Consider the following 18,169-nt stretch of genomic DNA (forward strand, 5'->3'; position numbering starts at 1 on the left):
CGCTTATTTTTTAGTTTTTGTGGAAAGAGTGAGACCGCTTTATTCGAGCAAAAATGACAAGCAACCAAAGAAAGGGTGAAGTATCACCAACATTGATGAAATCAGCGCCTGGATATTGTGGTCTCGCGCGACATTCTCGCAGAGGGAGAAGGGGGATTTCCAATTGCTTGTTGTGATTAGGTTAATAGGTGAAAACTATTGTAATAGTAAGTTTGGCGATGCAAGAGCATGTCATAGATACAGTTGCGAAGTTTCACTCATGTTTTGTATTTCTGTCTGTAGATGAGTGATATTAGCGACCACTGACATGTCTTGCACTTGATATGTCAATCGTTGCCATGACTAGCCAATCAAATTTCCCCTCTTTAAGCACAATTTTTACAGTGTTTTTTTTGCCGATGAAAGGAGTATAGTTGGCGTTAAACCAATGTTTTATCAAACTATATTATTCAATTTTTGTTCGGTTTGTAGTCAGAAATAGCTCAAAAATCAATAGGTAAAACAGGGTTGGTAATAACAAAGCAAATAGCTCAATGTTTGCTGTAAGCAGTAATAAAAAGGCAAGTGCGAGAGAACTGGCCGACGAAGGAGAACACCATGATCAAGATAGCTTTTTTTAGCGCGAAATCTTATGACGAAGCCTCGTTTAATAAAGTGAATGGCAACAAAGAGTATGAGTTTCACTACCATGATTTTCGCTTGCGGCTAAAAACCAGCAAAATGGCTCAAGGTTGTGATGTGGTCTGTGCTTTCGTCAATGACGATCTCTCTGCCCCTGTTCTTGAGCAGTTAGCGCTTGGTGGCACAAAGCTGATTGCGATGCGATGTGCCGGGTTTGATAAAGTCGATCTGCGTGCGGCCAAAGAACTGGGTTTGCAAGTGGTGCGAGTGCCAGCGTACTCTCCGGAGGCGGTAGCGGAACACGCGGTTGGTATGATGATGTGTTTGAATCGTCGCTTGCATAAAGCCTATCAGCGAACTCGCGATGCCAACTTCTCACTTGAGGGGTTAGTTGGCTTTAATTTCTACGGCAAGACCGTTGGAGTCATTGGCACCGGGAAAATCGGCCTAGCGACGATGCGGATTCTAAAAGGATTGGGGATGGACATTCTTTGCTACGATCCTTATGAAAATCCACTGGCCATCGAAATGGGCGCGCGCTACACCACTCTCCTAGAGATTTACCAAAATGCCGATGTGATTTCGCTGCATTGTCCGATGAGCAAAGAAAACTTCCATTTGCTCAATGAACACTCGTTTGAACAGATGAAAGATGGCGTAATGATCATCAACACGAGCCGCGGTGAACTGCTTGATTCAGCAGCGGCCATTGAAGCGCTGAAAAAAGGCAAAATAGGCGCGTTGGGCCTTGATGTTTATGACAACGAGAAAGATCTGTTTTTCCAAGATAAATCGAATGATGTGATTGTCGATGACGTGTTCCGCCGTTTGTCTGCGTGCCACAACGTTTTGTTTACTGGCCATCAGGCCTTTTTAACGCATGAAGCGTTGAACAATATTGCGTCGGTGACGCTTAACAATGTCGAGGCTTTCTTTGCTGGTAACACATCTGGTAATGAGCTAGTGCAATAACGGCCAACTGATGGGGTGTGTGAAGCAGTGTCACTCTTATTGAGCGGCACTGCTTTGATTGTTTTTTGGCGTGTTACGCTTTGTTACAACTGGCCCCATTGCCAAGGTTGGTTGTTACTGATTAACTACTCGTCCCTAAGCAATAAAGGTTTATTTTTTTAATGGACGACCCCAGTCGACGAAACACCCCTCTGAATTCCACTAAAGTGGAGTTTCCCCTATGTTAGAACTTTTCCTGCAACCCGAAACGTGGGTTATTTTTGCCACTCTCTTTGCGTTGGAAATTGTACTTGGCGTTGACAACGTCGTATTTATTTCTGTTTTATGTGAACGCTTACCAGTAGAACAACGAAAATTCGCCCGCAATATGGGTATCACTCTTGCTGTACTTGCACGCATAGTGTTGGTTTTTTCGATCTCTTGGGTGATGTCTCTAACGCAGCCGATCTTGTCATTTCAAGGTGTCGAATTCACTGGCCGTGATGTGATCATGATTGCTGGTGGCGCATTCTTACTGGCTAAAAGTGCCAAAGAGTTGTGGTCTTGGTTAACGCAGCATGAGCATGCACATTCCACCCATGTCAGAACGGGTTTGGCTGTGGTATTGCTACAGATTGTCGCGGTGGATGCTGTTTTCTCGATGGACTCAGTTATCACGGCGGTTGGCCTAACCAATGAAGTGCCTATAATGGTAGCCGCCATTTTAGCCTCGGCAGTGGTGATGGTGCTAACGGCGGAAAAAATCAACCATGTGGTGACTAAGTACCCAGGTTTCAAAACCTTGGCGTTGCTTTTCTTGATCCTATTGGGAGGATTGCTCATGGCCGAAGGCTTCGCTATTCACGTGAATAAAGGCTATGTCTACTTCGCGATGGCTTTTGGTTTGATATTAGAGCTTTGCCATATTCAGTTGAAGAAAAAGCAAAAGGTGAGTATTCGTCGTATTCGTCCGTTAAACGTGTCTATTCAAGGCGATCTTATCCGAGGGTAAACGCTAAAACTAGGCTATGAAGTAAGGCTCCGAAAGGGGCCTTATTACGTTGAGGAACTCCTAAAAAAAGATCGATAAAACTGCCGAGTCAATGCCCCTCCGTCAATCTCGCGAACGCTTTAGGATGGATCCCCGCCTGCGCGAGGATGACAAGCAAAAGACGAAAGAGACAAGCAAACAAGAGAGTGTTTGGGATGGAGTTGAGTGCTTTTGTCTCCAGAAAGCTTGCCGCACGACAGACGCGAACAGCGCTCAAATTCGTTTCCATTATAGAGCCATACCCACCATTGCCGTCATTCTCGCGAACGCGGGAATCCATTTATCCGCGTGCACCGAGCAGTGCGTTGGGATAAGTACTCACAGCGGAAAACATTCCAAATGCAGAGAGAGCAAGGTGAATGCAGTCGTACCATCAACTGAGGATCACAAGCAAAAGACGAAAGAGATAAGCAAACAAGAGAATGTTTGGGATGGAGTTGAGTACTTTTGTCTCCAGAAAACTGCCGCACGACAGACGCGAACAGCGCTCAAATTCGTTTCCATTATAGAGCCACACCCCCATTATCGTCATTCTCGCGAACGCGGGAATCCATTTATCCGCGCGCACCGAGTAGTGCGTTGGAGAAAGTACTCACAGCGACAAACATTCCAAATGCCGAGAGAGCACAGTGAATGTAGTCGTACCATCAACTCACAATGAACGCTTTAGGATGGATCCCCGCCTGCGCGAGGATGACAAGCAAAAGACGAAAGAGACAAGCAAGAGAATGTTTGGGAGGGAGTTGAATACTTTTGTCTCCAGAAAGCTGCCGTACGACAGACGCGAACAGCGTTCAAATTCGTTTCCATTATAGAGCCACACCCACCATCGCCGTCATTCTCGCGAACGCGGGAATCCATTTACCCGCGCGCACCGAGCATGGCGTTGGGATAAGTACTCACAGCGGAAAACATCTACAAACGCAGAAACAGCGTCCCCCATTATCGTCATTCTCGCGAACGCGGGAATCCATTTATCCGCGCGCACCGAGTAGTGCGTTGGGAAAAGTCCTTACAGCGACAAACATTCCAAATGCAGAGAGCAAGGTGAATGCTGTCGTACCATCAACTCGCAGTGAACGCTTTAGGATGGATCCCCGCCTGCGCGAGGATGACAAGCAAAAGACGAAAGAGACAAGCAGGAAAACCCTTTAGAACACGGAAATCTCTAGTCCGCTGACCACACATTGCGAATATCTGGCCAACCCCAGTTGGTGAGTGCAACGTCATGAAGCACCCCGTGAAAGCGTAGGGTCTGACGATGATGAAACAAAGGAGTAAGCCAACACTCACTAATGAGCAGTGATGCAATCGGCTCTAACTGTTGCAGATACTCGTGCAGTGGTACCTGCTCTCTCAGCAGAGTTAACTGATTGAGCAACCAAGTTTTATCGTTTTCAGTCATGCAGGCATGAAGAATCGGATTACTAAACAGCATGGCAAACGCCGAAGGGTGTCGATTGTCGTCCAGATTAAGACTGGTGAGCACTAAATCTTCATCCCATTGCTGATCTAAACTGCGTTGATGCAACTCTTGATAGGTATAGCAACGAATAGCCACTTCAATGCCAATCTTGGCTAGCAGCCTAGCAATGGCATTCGCACAAATGTTCAACGCAGTGTAATTGTACACCGCGAGCGTGATTCGCCGAGGCAACGAAACGACGCTGGCCGGTGTTTTGAGTACAGCACGCCAATGTGGCAGCAAATTGGAGGCGTGGACAACGCCAAACATATTGTCGTGAAGTCGGATCTCCTCCTCAATGGCAGATGGGCTGAGCATCTGCATCAAGTAGTGGCGCTGAGCATAATCAAGAGGCTGGGGAGCTCGCTGATTAAAAAGCAGCATCAAACATCCATCTTCTACTCGGCTATGTTGTTGTTCGGAATCATGGTGCTGTCGTTGTTTGGTATTCTTTGTGACGCTGAAACGGCAGGGCATTGGTGGCGATTCTGGATGGTTGGTTTCAATCAACGTCGCGCTTAAGCGCTCTTCATCTACCCGCCAGATGGTCACTTTTTCCGTCAATGCGCGGCACGCATAAAACTGATTAAACGCTTTTAAGCAGAGCTTATTCTCATTGTGCTCCGTTACTTCAAAGGCGCCACTGCCCACAACGGGTATGCGACGCTCGCGAAGGCCAGCAACGTTGTTGAGTTGGCTAACAGGCTGTATCGCGTATTTCACGCCTGTAATAAGCCCTGCAAAACCAAGATCGGGTCGATCAAGGGAGAACACCACCTTAAAAGGGGTTGGCGCTTTGATGTCGACAACATGAGCCAGCTCTTGTTGATGGCTCGGCAAGCGGGACAGTTTGGCAAATAAACTCACAATGCTCACAGCATCAATGGCGGCGCCGTTGTGAAACGTCAACCCAGGCCGCAGATGGAAAGTCCATTGCAACAAACTCGCATCATAGTGCCAATGGTGTGCCAGTTCTGGCTGAATTTGGCCATGGGTATCAACGGACACCAAACAACAATAGATCTGGCGAATTAAGAAACGCTCGCTGCTGCGTTGTGGAAGATGGGGCAGCAATGGCTCAAACATACGTTTGTAAGTGAGCTGAATGTGCAGCCGGCCTTCTTGCAGTGTCGCGCCTGATGTACGTTTCAATAACTTGGCGAAGGCAATGTCATCATTATCAAGAATAGTGAGGGCTTTTTCGTACTTTCCGATGCGAACCCGTTTTGCCGCCAGCTCTTCTTTCAACGCAATGAGCTCAAAATTCAATACCAGCGATGAACGATGATGACGTCCTGGTTTGGGCGTCCAGCTCAGCCAGCCCACTTGGTGCAGCTTCACCAAAAGATTACGCGCATGACGAGTGCTGGTAAAAAGACGATCAGCCAGCTCTGATAGGGTGGTTTTTATTTCATCGCCCACACCTAATGGGGTCAGTCGCGCGTAATAACGCAGTAAATTGAGATCGGACACACATACCTCGGTGAGCATCATGGAGAGTGACCATTGTAATGAATATTGGTATGGCTAATGGTGAAAACCTTCCGCTCGGTTTGTTCCTCTTTTGCGGGTTTTGAAGCCGTTGAGCGCGTAGCGGGGCAAGAAAAAACGATAAAGCGGAGCGAACGACAACGCATTGCTCAGTTTTTCTCATCATCTTTGCAAGGCAGAATGAAAGGGTAGAGACAACGCAGGAGGGCGATGTATGTACCTAACTCAGAAAACGGAAAAGTACCCCATGGCGGAGTATTACCAGCAAAGGTTACAACAGAGTCATAGTCGTATTGAGCGTTTGGCACTGCTGGCCTTAATGGAGTTGATGTTTGCCCGTTCAGAACCAGAGCAGTCAAGTAAGGATAAACACTAACTCCGCAAGAATAAACGCAGCACTCTTCACTGCTCCTGATGGTTCAAATAGCTTTCCCCCGAAGTCTATGGTTGAGTGCTGCTTTTGCCCAATAAACAACTCCCCCAACCGAAGTTGAGGGAGCGTATCTGAGTCTTACCAGATTAAACGTCCAACGAGACCACCGGGAAATCGATGTCTGTCTCCGCAATGTGGTTTGCGTAGTTGGTAAAGGTGTTCAGTGCGACTTGCGCCAATACTTCAAACAACAGTTCGTTATCGAGCCCCTTCGCTTGTAAACCGGCTAACTGCTCATTTGAGATCACGCCGCGTTGTGTCACCGCCAGTGCTGCAAACTCAACAATCGCTTGATCAACGCCGTTATCGGCTTCTACTTTACGTGCTGCCACGATTTCTTCTTTGGTTAAACCCGTGCTTGACGCAATCAGCGTGTGAGCGGATAGGCAGTATTGACAAGCATTGGCTTGACCGACGGCTAAAGCCACCAATTCACGTTGGCGGGCGGTCAATTTGCCTTTGCCCAGTGAATCACCAAACGCCAGAATTGAGTTCAATACCGTTGGTGAGTGAGCCATGGTGGCGTAGAGGTTTGGTACCATACCGAGTTTCTTTTCGATCGCTGATAGTGTGATTTCGGCTGCGCCTTGTGGGTTAACGAGTTTTTGGATACGAGACATAATGCTTTTCCTTTTTGTGTGTGCTGATTTGTTGAAGAGATATTGACATAAGAAGTAAGACGATTTATCACTAAAAGTCTTATTGGATATACCAAGAGTCTTTTTATGGATGCGCTATCGGCACTCGTTCAACACGCCGCACCTAAAGCGAACTTGTTTTTTAGTGGCAATCTTTGTGGCAGCTCGGAAAGCGCAAGCCACGGGCAAGGCGGCCAATTGCACTTACTGAAAAGTGGAGAGCTGAATGTGTATGAGTCGCACGGGCGAAAACATGTGTTAACTGAACCGACACTCATTTTCTACCCAAAGGGACGCAGGCATTCTATTCAGTCACGCACGTTACAAGGCTGCGATCTGGTGTGTGCAACAGTAAGCTTTCAAGATTCCCCTTTATTGAGAGCAATGCCCGAAGTAGTGGTGATTCCGTTAAGTGAATTGACGCATCTTGAATCCGTGCTGAGCTTGCTGTTTGACGAGGCGTTTTCACAGCGCTACGGTTACGTCGCCAGCATCGCGCATTTGTTGGATCTGCTGTTGATTTTGCTGATCCGCCATTTGGTGGCAGAAAACATTTGTCAGGCAGGGGTATTGGCGGCATTGGCTCATCCAAGATTGGCATCATCACTTGAGGTGATGCATAACCAAATGGATCACCCATGGACGATAGAGAGCCTTGCGCGAGAGGCGGGTATGTCGCGTGCCCGTTTTGCGGCCGTTTTCCAGCAGACGTTAGGACAACCCCCGCTGACCTACCTGACGGAAGTTCGTTTACTCAAAGCGCAACAGTTGTTGATTTCAGGGCAAGCGATAAAGTCGGTCGCGCTGGAGGTGGGCTACAGTGGCAGTGTTGCTTTTACTCGCGCATTTAGCCGATGTTTTGATATCACACCGGCTCAATGGTTAGCGCTTCAGCAAGCACAAGCTCACACGAGCCCTGCTGAATAAACGGCATTCGGGAAATAGAAAAGAGACGAAAAGGCTCTTCATGCCACTTCGGGAATCGCTTTTGGCGGCTCTTCCAAATCGGGCTCTTTTTGCACGGTGGGGACTTGACCTTCACCCACAGCACTGAGGTAACAGCCACTGAGTTTGATGGCGAGATACATATCCGCGCGCAGCAAAATGCCACCTTCACTGGTGCTGATGCCCGTCAATTCGCACCACTGACGAAGGCGTCGTTTACGGCCGGCTAGAATCAAGCGAATTCCCCGTTTTTTCAGCGTCTCATGCACATCCGCGAGTGTTGCCATCACACTCAAATCTAGGTGAGTGAAGCTAGAAACGGCATCCACCACCACACAACCCACGTCTTTGGTGTGTTCTGCGTGTTCAAGTAAGCGGCGCTTGAAATACGGTGCGTTGAAGTAGGTAAGTGGCGAGTTAAAACGGTAGATCACCATGCCTGGGATCGGAGTGGCTTTACCTGTGCCGTCGACGGTGCGAATAGTGCCTTCTTCATCCAAACCAAGCAATTGATCGCTTGGGCGCATAACGATGCGCAAGAACTGGAACAGCCCCAACAACACCGCCAAGGTGATACCCGGTATTACACCAATCACCAGCACAGAAACAAAAGTGATGGAGGCGAGATAGAAGGCGTCTTTGTCACGTTTCCGTAAGATCCAAATGCCTTTAAGATCAAGCAGCGACAGCGACGCGATAATCAAGACCACGCCCAGTGAGGCGATAGGAATAAACTGCAATGGCTGGTAGATAAACACGGCGATCACCGCAATGGTGATGGCAGCAATAATGGATACCAGTTGCGATTTTCCTCCGTTGGCATCGTTGACTGCCGTGCGGGAATCGGCGCCACTGATGGCAAACCCCTGTGAACAGGCCGAGGCAATATTGGCAAACCCTAAAGCACGGAATTCTTTGTCGGCATCAATATCGTAGCCATTTTTGGCCGCGAAGCTGCGGGCGGTGAGCATCATACTGACAAAGCTCACCATGGCCAAGTTGAGCGCTGGTACCACCAGTTCACGGGTGACGCCCAGTTCAAATTCGGGCGTTTGGAAGTTAGGAAACCCGCCTTGTGTCAGCCCAACAACCGACACCCCGGCTTCTTGCAAACGCAAAAGCCAAACGGAGGAGGTGGTGATGAGGATCGCAAACATCGCCGCAGGCCAACTAGGACGAAATCGCTTGGTGACCAGATAGACAGCCACAGTGGCTACGCTGAGCGCCAGTGTCGGCCAGTGCAAATCTGCCAATCGTTGTGGGGCTTCCCATAAACGCTCGAGTAGATAGCGCTGCTCATATTTCCAGCCTACCACCTTGGCAAACTGGCCAACGATGATGGTGAGTGCCACACCATTGAGTAACCCCAAGAGGATCGGACGCGAAAGAAAGTCCGCCAAAATGCCCAATTTCAAACGGCTTGCCAGTACGCACCACATTCCGGTCATCGCGGTCATGGTCATCACCAGTTGCCAGTGTTTGGTCGCGTCACCGGCGGCAAGCGGGGTTACCACGGCAGCAATCACCGCACAGGTTGCGGCGTCAGGCCCGACGATCAATTGTCTTGATGTACCCATTAAGGCGTAAACCAACATTGGCAATACACACGAATAGAGACCGACAATCGCAGATACCCCCGTTAATTGGGCGTAGGCGATAGCAACAGGCAGCGCGACGGCCACCACAGAAAAGGCGGCACGAACGTCATCGGCGAGCCACTCTTTTTGATAGTGTTTTAGTTGGACGAGTCCAGGGAACCACTGCGATAGGATTATTTTGGCCAACAGATCTACCCATAAATGCGGTTAAGTTACTGTAAAGTATACAGCGTTATTTTGTAACATTCGTGAGTTATTTATCGATAGCGGAGGGTAAATTCTCTTCTAATGGGAATTTTCGCTGATATCTTGGCAGCATTGACTCATTTCCTAACAAGCCTCCTTGGTGAATATACAGCAGCGTTTTATCTTTATTTTCCTCTAACCAAGGGAGCAAGCAGCGCCACATGAGCGGGTCGTATAGGAGGTCAAACTCAATATCGGTGTGATTGAGTAGCGACAACCAGGTTTGGTAGTCCTCTTTATACAGCTTGCCGAAATGGTGCTTGTTGGGTGGGGTAAGGCGCTGGGGATGGTCTGTTTCGCCTAATTGCTCAAATTGGCTGGTGAGGTAGCTGTCGCCTCCGACACACGCACAGGTCAAAACATCAATGCCATGAGGTTTAAGGTATTTGTGCAGATAAAGTGCGGTGGTGCCGGTTCCTGACGGGAGCGCGACGACAAATTGTTTCGACGGTTCAAAGCGTGACCAAGTCAGCAGTTCCAAAGCCAGCTGTTTGATGCCTTCTTCTGCCAGTTCAAAGCGCCCACCTTCTGGAACGACATAGCAGGCATCTGATGGCTGTCTTACTTGCTCGATATATTGCTGAGGATGCATGCCGGGAGCGTGTTGAGAGACCTCGATGATCTCCGCGCCGAGCTCTAACGCACCACGATAGTTACCTTGTGGGCGTGAGCGTAGCCATTCTGGTAAGTGGTCGACATAAAACTCGAGTTTCCAACCTTTGATGCGTGCCAACGCGGCCAAAGAAAAGAGAGAGTTTGCTTGCGCGGAGCCATAACTGATCAGAGTGGTGATATTGGGCAAATTGGCGTTCAATAAGCTCATGAATTTTCTTGCCTTATTCCCGCTAAAGTGGGAATGCAACAAGTCGTCACGTTTTAGGTAAAAGGTATGACCGGCGTAACAATGTTGAGTAATGGGGCTGTTATCGAGTTTCATTACGTGTGATGTTATTGACTTAAAAGAAAATAAATATAAATGATAAATTGGAAGGTCGTGTCGCTGCGATTTTAAGCGTTGAGAGAAAAAGTCTCAACACTAAGACGCAACAGCTAGCGATACTTCAGTTCTTAAAAATACTACGTCAAGGCTGGAGCTTTAGAAAACGTGCATTCGAGTTCAGATCAAAACATTCTACGGCTAATTCGTATAATTCCGTTGTGCATCATTACAGGCTTTATGTTGATCTTGGTGGCGGTGATCGTCAATGGCAATAAAAGCCGCACTACGCAATTGATTGAAACACTGCGCAGCGATTTCACCGACAATCAAAAAGCCAATGTTGCACGACAAGTTGAAAGTGTTTATCAGCAGTTAGAGTATGAGCGCGGTCAAACGATTCATGTTCTTAAAGCCTCAGTAAAAGCCCGCACCTTAGAAGCTTATCAAATCATCGAAAGTATATACAAAGCCAATCAACATCTTTCAGAGAAGGAAGTGACTCAACTGGTGATGGAAGCGCTGCGTGATGTCCGATTCAACGATGGGCGCGGCTACTATTTTATCTACAAGATGGATGGCACAACGGTCATGCATCCTCTTCGTCCAGATCTAGAACAAACCTCCACATGGGAATTGCAAGACACACAAGGCGGCTATATTGCCCGAGATATTGTGCGCAACATTCGCAGTTCCACTGATGGGGGCGCGTTTTCTCGCTGGTGGTTTCAAAAACCGGGCTTTGGCACGCAAGAGTTTGAGAAAATTGGCTATGCCAAACACTTTGCCCCTTACGATTGGTTTATTGGTACCGGGGAATACACGGTTGATGTGGAAGCGTATATCCAAAAACGGATGCTGAAGTGGCTCTCAGAGTTTCGCTTTGATAGCAACGGCTACATTTTTGTGTTGAATATGGAAGGTGAGACCATCGCTCATATTGACCGTAGCAAGCTGAGCGTGAATCAACCGCACTTATTGCAGCTTTTCCTTGATGCGCTAGAGAAAACCGGAGATGAAAACGCCGCGTTTGTTCGCTATGAAAGTGCCTATGTGCCGAAAGCCGTGACCAGCGGAGAGAAAATCAGTTACGTCAAAAAGCTGCCGGAATGGGGTTGGGTGATCGGTGGTGGGGTTTATCTGTCGGAGATCGAAAAATTCATTGATAAGCAAGGGCGTGATTTGCGTGACCGCTACCGCTCTGAGCTGTTTAAAATTCTCACGCTTTGTCTGTTATTGGCGTTTGTTTTGGCGTCGTTATCACTGGCAGTCAGTCACTACATTGGCCGTCGTTTTAATCAATATCAAAAACGCATTCGCACCGATTTTAAAAAACTGGAACAGAGCCAAGAGCAACTGGCCTACCAAGCGAAGCACGATTCTCTCACCAAACTGCCAAACCGCTCCTTGCTGGAAGTACAAATTGTGTCAGGCATTCAACGTTGCCGAGTAAGTGGTAAGCAACTGGCGGTGATGTTTGTTGATTTGGATAACTTTAAGAAGGTGAATGATCAACATGGTCACAAAGTGGGTGATGAGTTACTGCTCAGAGTAGGTGAGAAGTTCAGCCAACTGCTGCGACCGGGTGACAGCGTAGCCCGTTTTGGCGGAGATGAGTTTGTCTTCTGTTTTGCAGAGCTAAGCAGTAAGGAAGAGGCCGAGATGCTGGCAGAAAGCGTTCGACGTTCATTGACCGACCATTTCATTTTGCATGGCGCTTTGGTGTCAACATCGTGCAGTGTTGGTGTGGCGATGTATCCTCAAGATGGTGACAGCGCCGATCAATTAATTGCCAATGCAGACATTGTGTTGTTCCGTTCGAAAGCTCAACACAAAGGGCAAGTGATGTTCTATGATCAGAGCATTAACGAGCAGGTCCAATACGATTTCCTTTTGGAAGATGAGTTGAAATACGCCATTGAGCGCGAGGAGCTAGAGGTGTATTACCAGCCGCAAGTGAACCCAAGAACCGGTCAGATTGAAGGCGTTGAGGCGCTGTGTCGATGGACCAATGGCTACCTCGGTGCGGTGTCTCCGATGAAATTCATACAGATTGCCGAAATCTCTGGGCAGATCTTCGCGATTGGTGATTTTGTGCTGCGCAAAGCGTGTTCGGACATGAAGTGGCTAGCGCAAACCACAGGGCGAACCATGCCGGTTTCGATCAATATTTCCCCGAAACAATTACTGCAAAAAGGTTTTGTTAATGGTGTGTATTGCGTAACTCGCGAGTTGGATATTGATTGCCGCTTGATCACCTTAGAGATTACTGAAAACGTGTTTATCGAAGAGTTGGAAGAGGTTAAACCTATCATGGAAGAGCTGCGCCAACTCGGCTTCCATATCTCGTTGGATGACTTTGGTACCGGTTTCTCATCGCTCAGTTATTTGAATGCGCTACCCATCAGTGAAATTAAGATAGATCGCTCGTTTGTCAGCAATATGCTCAGTCGATCGCAGAGTGAAAGTTTGGTCAAGACCATCGTAGCGATTGGTCATTCCAACCGAATTATTGTGGTGGCGGAAGGGGTCGAGACGGTTGACCAGCAAATCCGCTTACATCAACTGGGTTGTGACCGTCTTCAGGGGTATTTGTTCTCTAAACCCGTGTCACTAAAAGATCTGGTAAACGTCGTTGAAGCCAGCAGAACCGCTAGCGTTTAAGGCGTGACATCAACATACAAAAAGCCAAGGTCGAGACCTTGGCTTTTGAACACTTAGAGGCGCTTTGTGATCACAGACGCCTCTTTTTATTGGCTTTAGCGAGCTCGTGAAGGTTGGTTTCTGCCACCTGCGCGTGGTGAGTTTTTTCCACCTGAGCTTTTCCCACCTGGGTTTGCACCAGAGCGCTGTGGATGTTTGCCACCAGTCGCTGAGCCTGAACGCGATGGCGCCGAGTTTGACTGGCCGCCACGTGTTGGTTTTTTGCCTGAACCCGCGTTAGCTTTATCACCTGGGAAACCCGGTTGCGTGCTGGTGTGTTTGGTGGCAAAACGGTTGGCGCCATGACGACCAGACTTGCGACGCTGTGCTGGCGTGCGAGCATCCACATCTTCCGCAGGCACCAAACAGCCCGGTTTATCACCGATCAAATACTTTTTACCCATGGTGATCAGTGCTTCGCGGATCAACGGCCAGTTGGCTGGATCGTGGTAACGCAGCAGCGCTTTGTGCAGACGACGCTGGCGATCCCCTTTTGCTACCGGCACATCTTCACGTTGCTTATACTTAACGCGCTTCAATGGGTTAGTCTCAGAGTAGTACATCGATGTTGCATTACACATTGGCGATGGGTAGAAGTTCTGTACCTGATCACATTCGTAATTGTTTTTCTTCAGCCACAATGCCAAGTTCAACATGTCTTCATCGGTCGTGCCCGGGTGAGCAGAGATGAAGTACGGGATCAAATACTGCTTCTTGCCCGCTTCTTGGCTGTACTTATCGAACATTTCTTTGAAGCGATCGTAAGTGCCCATACCCGGCTTCATCATTAGGTCGAGAGGGCCCTTTTCGGTGTGCTCAGGAGCAATTTTCAAGTAACCACCAACGTGGTGCGTGACCAGTTCTTTCACGTATTCAGGAGATTCAATCGCGAGATCATAACGAACGCCAGAGGCGATCATCACTTTCTTCACCCCTTTAACTTGACGCGCTGCGCGGTAGAGGTCGATGGTGTGTTTATGATCGGTATTGAGTTTATGACAGATCCCCGGGAAGACACACGATGGACGACGACAGTTCGCTTCGGCTTTCGGGTCACTACAACCGAGGCGATACATGTTGGCTGTTGGGCCACCTAAGTCAGAAATAGTGCCCGTAAAACCGGGGACTTTATCTCGGATCTCTTCGAGCTCAGTTAAGATCGACTCTTGTGAACGGTTTTGGATGATGCGCCCTTCGTGCTCGGTGATTGAGCAGAATGAACAGCCACCAAAACAGCCACGCATGATGTTGACTGAAGTTTTGATCATGTCGTAGGCAGGAATCTTCGCCTTACCATATTTCGGGTGCGGAACGCGCGCATATGGCAAACCGAACACATAATCCATCTCTTCGGTGGTCAGCGGGATCGGCGCTTGGTTTACCCAAAGCTCACGATTACCGTGACGCTGGATCAGTGCGCGGCCAGAATAAGGGTTGGTTTCCAAGTGAAGGATACGGCTGGCGTGCGCATAAAGAATACGGTCGTTTTGCAGCTTCTCGAAACTTGGCAAACGCACCGCCGTGGTCGCAGCGTCGTGACGCGAAGGACGAATCGTAATCGGCTGTGCTTTGGGCTCTTCCGATTTGGTTTCGCACTGTGTTTCCACTTCATAAGGGTTTGGCGGAATAAAGGCTTCTTTACGTGGCTTCTCGATGCGCGAGGAATCGATGATGGTGTAGCCTTCTGGCTCTGCCGCAAGGTTAACTGCGGTGCCACGAATGTTGGTCATTTGAGCGATCTCTTCGCCTTCAGCCAAACGATGCGCCACTTCCACCAATGCACGCTCCGCGTTACCAAACAACAAAATGTCCGCTTTGGCATCAAGCAAAACAGAGCGACGCACTTTGTCGGACCAGTAATCGTAGTGAGCAACACGGCGTAGGCTTGCTTCGATGCCGCCTAAAACGATAGGTACGTCTTTATAGGCTTCACGACAACGCTGCGAGTAAACAAGTGTGGCGCGATCTGGGCGCTTGCCACCTTCATTATTTGGCGTGTAGGCGTCATCGTGGCGTAATTTGCGATCTGAAGTGTAGCGGTTGATCATCGAGTCCATGTTGCCGGAGGTGACACCAAAAAACAGGTTTGGTTTACCAAGCAACATGAAGTCGGTTTTATCTTGCCACTGTGGTTGAGCAATGATGCCAACGCGAAAGCCTTGCGCTTCCAGTAAGCGACCGATGATCGCCATACCAAAACTTGGATGGTCGACATAAGCATCGCCGGTGACTAGAACAATGTCACAGCTATCCCAACCCAATGCGTCCATCTCTTTTCTGCTGGTTGGCAGAAAAGGGGCGGTGCCAAAACATTCGGCCCAATATTTTTTGTGGGTATGGATAGGGGTAATATCGCTGTGCATAAAATAACCTCAGATTTTGCGAGCGCGAATTATAGCGGCTTGTGAGACCACTATCCACAACTACATAACCCTAGTTTTATCACGTTTTTTTGCTAACCAAAGCCCACTGGTAAGAAGCAAGGTAAAAACTGTAGAGGTAGTCAAGGTTAACGATGGGCAACGATTCTATAATTATGAAACAAGAGTCGTATTTGGCATGGAGTTGGCCCATGGATGAGAAGTTAGTTGGTTCGTCGAGTGAAGTTCAGGATCATGAAAATGTCATTGGTGTCGCGTTTGACTGGCGGCTCAACTTTGTTACTCAGCGGTTTGAATGCGAAGAGAGTACCGCCTATGCCTTATTTGGTGTGGAGATCTTTCCGATTACCACTAAGCAACTCATCCAATGGTTGCCGATTTCTCAACGGAAAAAAGCGATAGACGTTTTTCGCCAAGTGTTAATGACGGGTGTCAGTCAACGTTACCAATGTGCGCTCGTGACGCCGTTAAACATTGTCACGTTTGTTGAGTTTGATATTGAAAAACAAGGGGAGAATCAGCTTGCTGGAACCGTCACACCATTATTGCTCCTGCGTGATGCCGATGAAGTGGCCGAGCTGTTTTATCGCTTGTTTGAAAACGACCACCATGGCATTTTAGTGACCGATGAAGAGACTCGCATCCTCGCGTGTAATGCCTATTTTGAACGCCTTACTGGGTATCATCGCCGCGATCTTATTGGACTTAAATCTCGTATTTTTAACGCAGACAAACACTCCGAGCATTTCTATCAGTCGATGTGGCACGCCCTTGCAACGGAGGGCAGTTGGTCTGGGGCGATTTTGACCCGAACCTCAGGGGGAGAGAATACGCCACAAGATCTTACCATCCAGAAAGTGACTTTAGCGGGTCGAGATTATTTTATTGGCTTTAGTGCTGATCTCTCTACGCATCTCAATCGCCTTAATGATCGGGAAAAAGGAGGCATTGATCTTCTCACTCAATTGCCCTCTAAAGAGAAGTTCCTGCGTTTATTGGAGGTTTGGTACCAAAGTGAAAGTGACAAATCAACGCTCCTCCTTCTGGCAATACAACCGAATTTCTCTTACAGCACAGAGCTGAATGCGAAAAGAGAATTTGCTCAGTTTCTGTTTGAGCACAGCCATAATCACTTAGTGGGCTATCTTGGCAATGATCGCTTTGTTGTTGGGCTGGAGATTAAACATCATCCGCATATTTCTCTCATTCGTCAGGTTCGCCAACGTATGAAGCGATTTTTTCACGGTTTCAAGCAAGCCAAAGGCGAAGTTTCGCAAGCGCTAACCCAAGGAAAAACCGGTGTTTCGGTTCTCGGTGTTGACGCAAAAACGCCGGCAGCACTGTTCACTCATGCAAATCAGGCTCTGTTGGAAATGCATTCAGGGCAGCAACGACACATCAGTTTTTATGATCACGCTATGCACTTGCAAATCGAAAAGAAAAAGCGCTTAGAAACCTTATTGCTTGAGTGTATCGAGCAGAAAACCATTGAGGTGCATTACCAACCGATTATCGATCTACAACAGTGGCGAGTAGATAAGTTCGAAGCCTTGTGCCGGTTTCCCCCCGAATTGAGTGAACAAGCCTCGGTTCAAGAGTTGATCAATATCGCCGAAGACTTGGACATGATTGAAACCCTCGACCAGCAGGTGGCAAGGCGAGCATTAAGCGATCTTGAGTATTTACAGTCGTGTTTTGGGCCACAAGTAGGCATTTCGTTTAATCGTTCCATCAGTTCTTCAACGGGTGTCAGTCAGTTGTTGATGCAAACGGCGTTGCTGATTGATGAAAGTGGCGTACAACCTGAGCAAGTGACGGTGGAAATCACGGAAAATGCCTATTTTGAAAGTGAAGAACACAAAGCCGATGGACTGAAGCTGCTGCGTAAAGCGGGCGTTTCTGTTGCCGTTGACGATTTTGGTACCGGTTACTCTTCGTTTCAATACCTCACACAATGCCATTTTGATGTGCTCAAAATCGATCGCGCGTTTGTGCAAAATATTCGTGTTAACTCCAATCAATATCGCATTGTGCGTTCGCTGACAGAGCTTTCGCATCAACTGGGTTTGCGGGTGGTCGCTGAAGGGGTAGAAAGCGAAACCGAGCTGCAAATTTTGGCACAAATCGGTGTGGACAGCGTTCAGGGGTACTTTTTTGCTAAGCCTTTTGCCCTCAAAAGTGACGCTCAGCAGCAATTCGAAGCGCTCTCTTTGGCGCCCTACCAGAAGAAATACGGCTCAAAAGGGTGCGTTTGCGATCTTGCCACGCCCGCCACGCCACATCTTGACCCAGGAGACCCAATCTCATTAGCGTTTGAATATTTGCAGCGAGATGATCTCAACATTATCCCGGTGGTGGACGGGCGGAAATGTGTAGGGTTTGTCGATAGAGAAGCGATGAACTTACATTTAACGCCAGGGATGGGCACAGAGCTGGAAACTATGAAAGAAGCCGGTTTGTGGAACAAGCGCGTCAATCAAGTGATGGTGTTGAATTTTTCAACACTGCACTGGCACACACAAATGAGCGCGTTGGCGGTGGTCATTAACCAATTGGAATTGTTTCCTTGGATCATGGTGGATGACGATGGAGACTATAAAGGGGTGATTGAAATGCACTCGGTCCTTAAATATTTGCGCAAGAATCTTAGTTAGTTCGACTGGTGTAACTGCGCCTCATCACCTAATTTTAAAGAGGCTAGGGTTTTTA

Annotated in this window: 11 protein-coding genes; 6 read left to right on the forward strand and 5 right to left on the reverse strand. The window is 48.2% G+C overall.

What is annotated here, in order from left to right:
• Positions 1 to 597 precede the first annotated feature (597 nt).
• Positions 598 to 1,593 carry a 2-hydroxyacid dehydrogenase gene (locus AOT11_RS12430; RefSeq protein WP_026050631.1) on the forward strand — a complete coding sequence of 332 codons (996 nt, stop codon included), beginning with the start codon at positions 598 to 600 and terminating at the stop codon, positions 1,591 to 1,593.
• 220 nt (positions 1,594 to 1,813) lie between these two features.
• Positions 1,814 to 2,584 carry a TerC family protein gene (locus tag AOT11_RS12435; protein WP_017421940.1) on the forward strand — a complete coding sequence of 257 codons (771 nt, stop codon included), beginning with the start codon at positions 1,814 to 1,816 and terminating at the stop codon, positions 2,582 to 2,584.
• Between the two features lie 1,207 nt (positions 2,585 to 3,791).
• On the opposite strand, the gene AOT11_RS12450 is transcribed toward AOT11_RS12435, so the two are convergent.
• Positions 3,792 to 5,561 (reverse strand): SgrR family transcriptional regulator, encoded by a 1,770-nt coding sequence (locus tag AOT11_RS12450; protein WP_026050632.1) that lies wholly within the window; start codon positions 5,559 to 5,561, stop codon positions 3,792 to 3,794.
• Between the two features lie 232 nt (positions 5,562 to 5,793).
• Between AOT11_RS12450 and AOT11_RS23595 the strand changes: the two genes are divergently transcribed.
• Positions 5,794 to 5,955 carry a hypothetical protein gene (locus AOT11_RS23595; protein WP_017421936.1) on the forward strand — a complete coding sequence of 54 codons (162 nt, stop codon included), beginning with the start codon at positions 5,794 to 5,796 and terminating at the stop codon, positions 5,953 to 5,955.
• Positions 5,956 to 6,098: 143 nt separating this feature from the next.
• Here AOT11_RS23595 and AOT11_RS12455 read toward each other — a convergent pair whose 3' ends face one another.
• Positions 6,099 to 6,632 carry a carboxymuconolactone decarboxylase family protein gene (locus AOT11_RS12455; RefSeq protein ID WP_026050633.1) on the reverse strand — a complete coding sequence of 178 codons (534 nt, stop codon included), beginning with the start codon at positions 6,630 to 6,632 and terminating at the stop codon, positions 6,099 to 6,101.
• A 105-nt stretch (positions 6,633 to 6,737) separates the two neighbouring features.
• Between AOT11_RS12455 and AOT11_RS12460 the strand changes: the two genes are divergently transcribed.
• Positions 6,738 to 7,577, forward strand: coding sequence for a cupin domain-containing protein (locus AOT11_RS12460; RefSeq protein ID WP_017421935.1), 840 nt, complete (start codon positions 6,738 to 6,740; stop codon positions 7,575 to 7,577).
• Between the two features lie 38 nt (positions 7,578 to 7,615).
• On the opposite strand, the gene AOT11_RS12465 is transcribed toward AOT11_RS12460, so the two are convergent.
• Complete coding sequence (locus AOT11_RS12465) at positions 7,616 to 9,379, reverse strand: SulP family inorganic anion transporter (protein ID WP_017421934.1); 1,764 nt, start codon at positions 9,377 to 9,379, stop codon at positions 7,616 to 7,618.
• Between the two features lie 67 nt (positions 9,380 to 9,446).
• Positions 9,447 to 10,376, reverse strand: a complete 930-nt coding sequence (locus AOT11_RS12470; RefSeq protein ID WP_017421933.1) for a pyridoxal-phosphate dependent enzyme — start codon at positions 10,374 to 10,376, stop codon at positions 9,447 to 9,449.
• 240 nt (positions 10,377 to 10,616) lie between these two features.
• Between AOT11_RS12470 and AOT11_RS12475 the strand changes: the two genes are divergently transcribed.
• Positions 10,617 to 13,040, forward strand: coding sequence for a bifunctional diguanylate cyclase/phosphodiesterase (locus AOT11_RS12475; protein WP_017421932.1), 2,424 nt, complete (start codon positions 10,617 to 10,619; stop codon positions 13,038 to 13,040).
• 95 nt (positions 13,041 to 13,135) lie between these two features.
• Here the strand turns inward: AOT11_RS12475 and AOT11_RS12480 are convergent, their stop codons facing one another.
• Entirely contained in the window at positions 13,136 to 15,442 is a 2,307-nt protein-coding gene (locus tag AOT11_RS12480) for a YgiQ family radical SAM protein (RefSeq protein WP_017421931.1), read from the reverse strand.
• A 209-nt stretch (positions 15,443 to 15,651) separates the two neighbouring features.
• Here AOT11_RS12480 and AOT11_RS12485 point away from each other — a divergent pair, with 209 nt between their 5' ends.
• Positions 15,652 to 18,114, forward strand: coding sequence for an EAL domain-containing protein (locus AOT11_RS12485; protein WP_017421930.1), 2,463 nt, complete (start codon positions 15,652 to 15,654; stop codon positions 18,112 to 18,114).
• Positions 18,115 to 18,169: the final 55 nt, after the last annotated feature.

Origin of the sequence: Vibrio vulnificus NBRC 15645 = ATCC 27562 (genome assembly GCF_002224265.1) — a bacterium.
Lineage (GTDB): Bacteria > Pseudomonadota > Gammaproteobacteria > Enterobacterales > Vibrionaceae > Vibrio > Vibrio vulnificus.

Bases quoted from the DNA above. Each gene is read 5' to 3' on its own strand.
- AOT11_RS12475 (WP_017421932.1), top strand. From the start codon at position 10,617: ATGTTGATCTTGGTGGCGGTGATCGTCAATGGCAATAAAAGCCGCACT.
- AOT11_RS12430 (WP_026050631.1), top strand. From the start codon at position 598: ATGATCAAGATAGCTTTTTTTAGCGCGAAATCTTATGACGAAGCCTCG.
- AOT11_RS12470 (WP_017421933.1), bottom strand. From the start codon at position 10,376: ATGAAACTCGATAACAGCCCCATTACTCAACATTGTTACGCCGGTCAT.
- AOT11_RS12460 (WP_017421935.1), top strand. From the start codon at position 6,738: ATGGATGCGCTATCGGCACTCGTTCAACACGCCGCACCTAAAGCGAAC.
- AOT11_RS12480 (WP_017421931.1), bottom strand. From the start codon at position 15,442: ATGCACAGCGATATTACCCCTATCCATACCCACAAAAAATATTGGGCC.
- AOT11_RS12485 (WP_017421930.1), top strand. From the start codon at position 15,652: ATGGATGAGAAGTTAGTTGGTTCGTCGAGTGAAGTTCAGGATCATGAA.
- AOT11_RS12435 (WP_017421940.1), top strand. From the start codon at position 1,814: ATGTTAGAACTTTTCCTGCAACCCGAAACGTGGGTTATTTTTGCCACT.
- AOT11_RS12455 (WP_026050633.1), bottom strand. From the start codon at position 6,632: ATGTCTCGTATCCAAAAACTCGTTAACCCACAAGGCGCAGCCGAAATC.
- AOT11_RS23595 (WP_017421936.1), top strand. From the start codon at position 5,794: ATGTACCTAACTCAGAAAACGGAAAAGTACCCCATGGCGGAGTATTAC.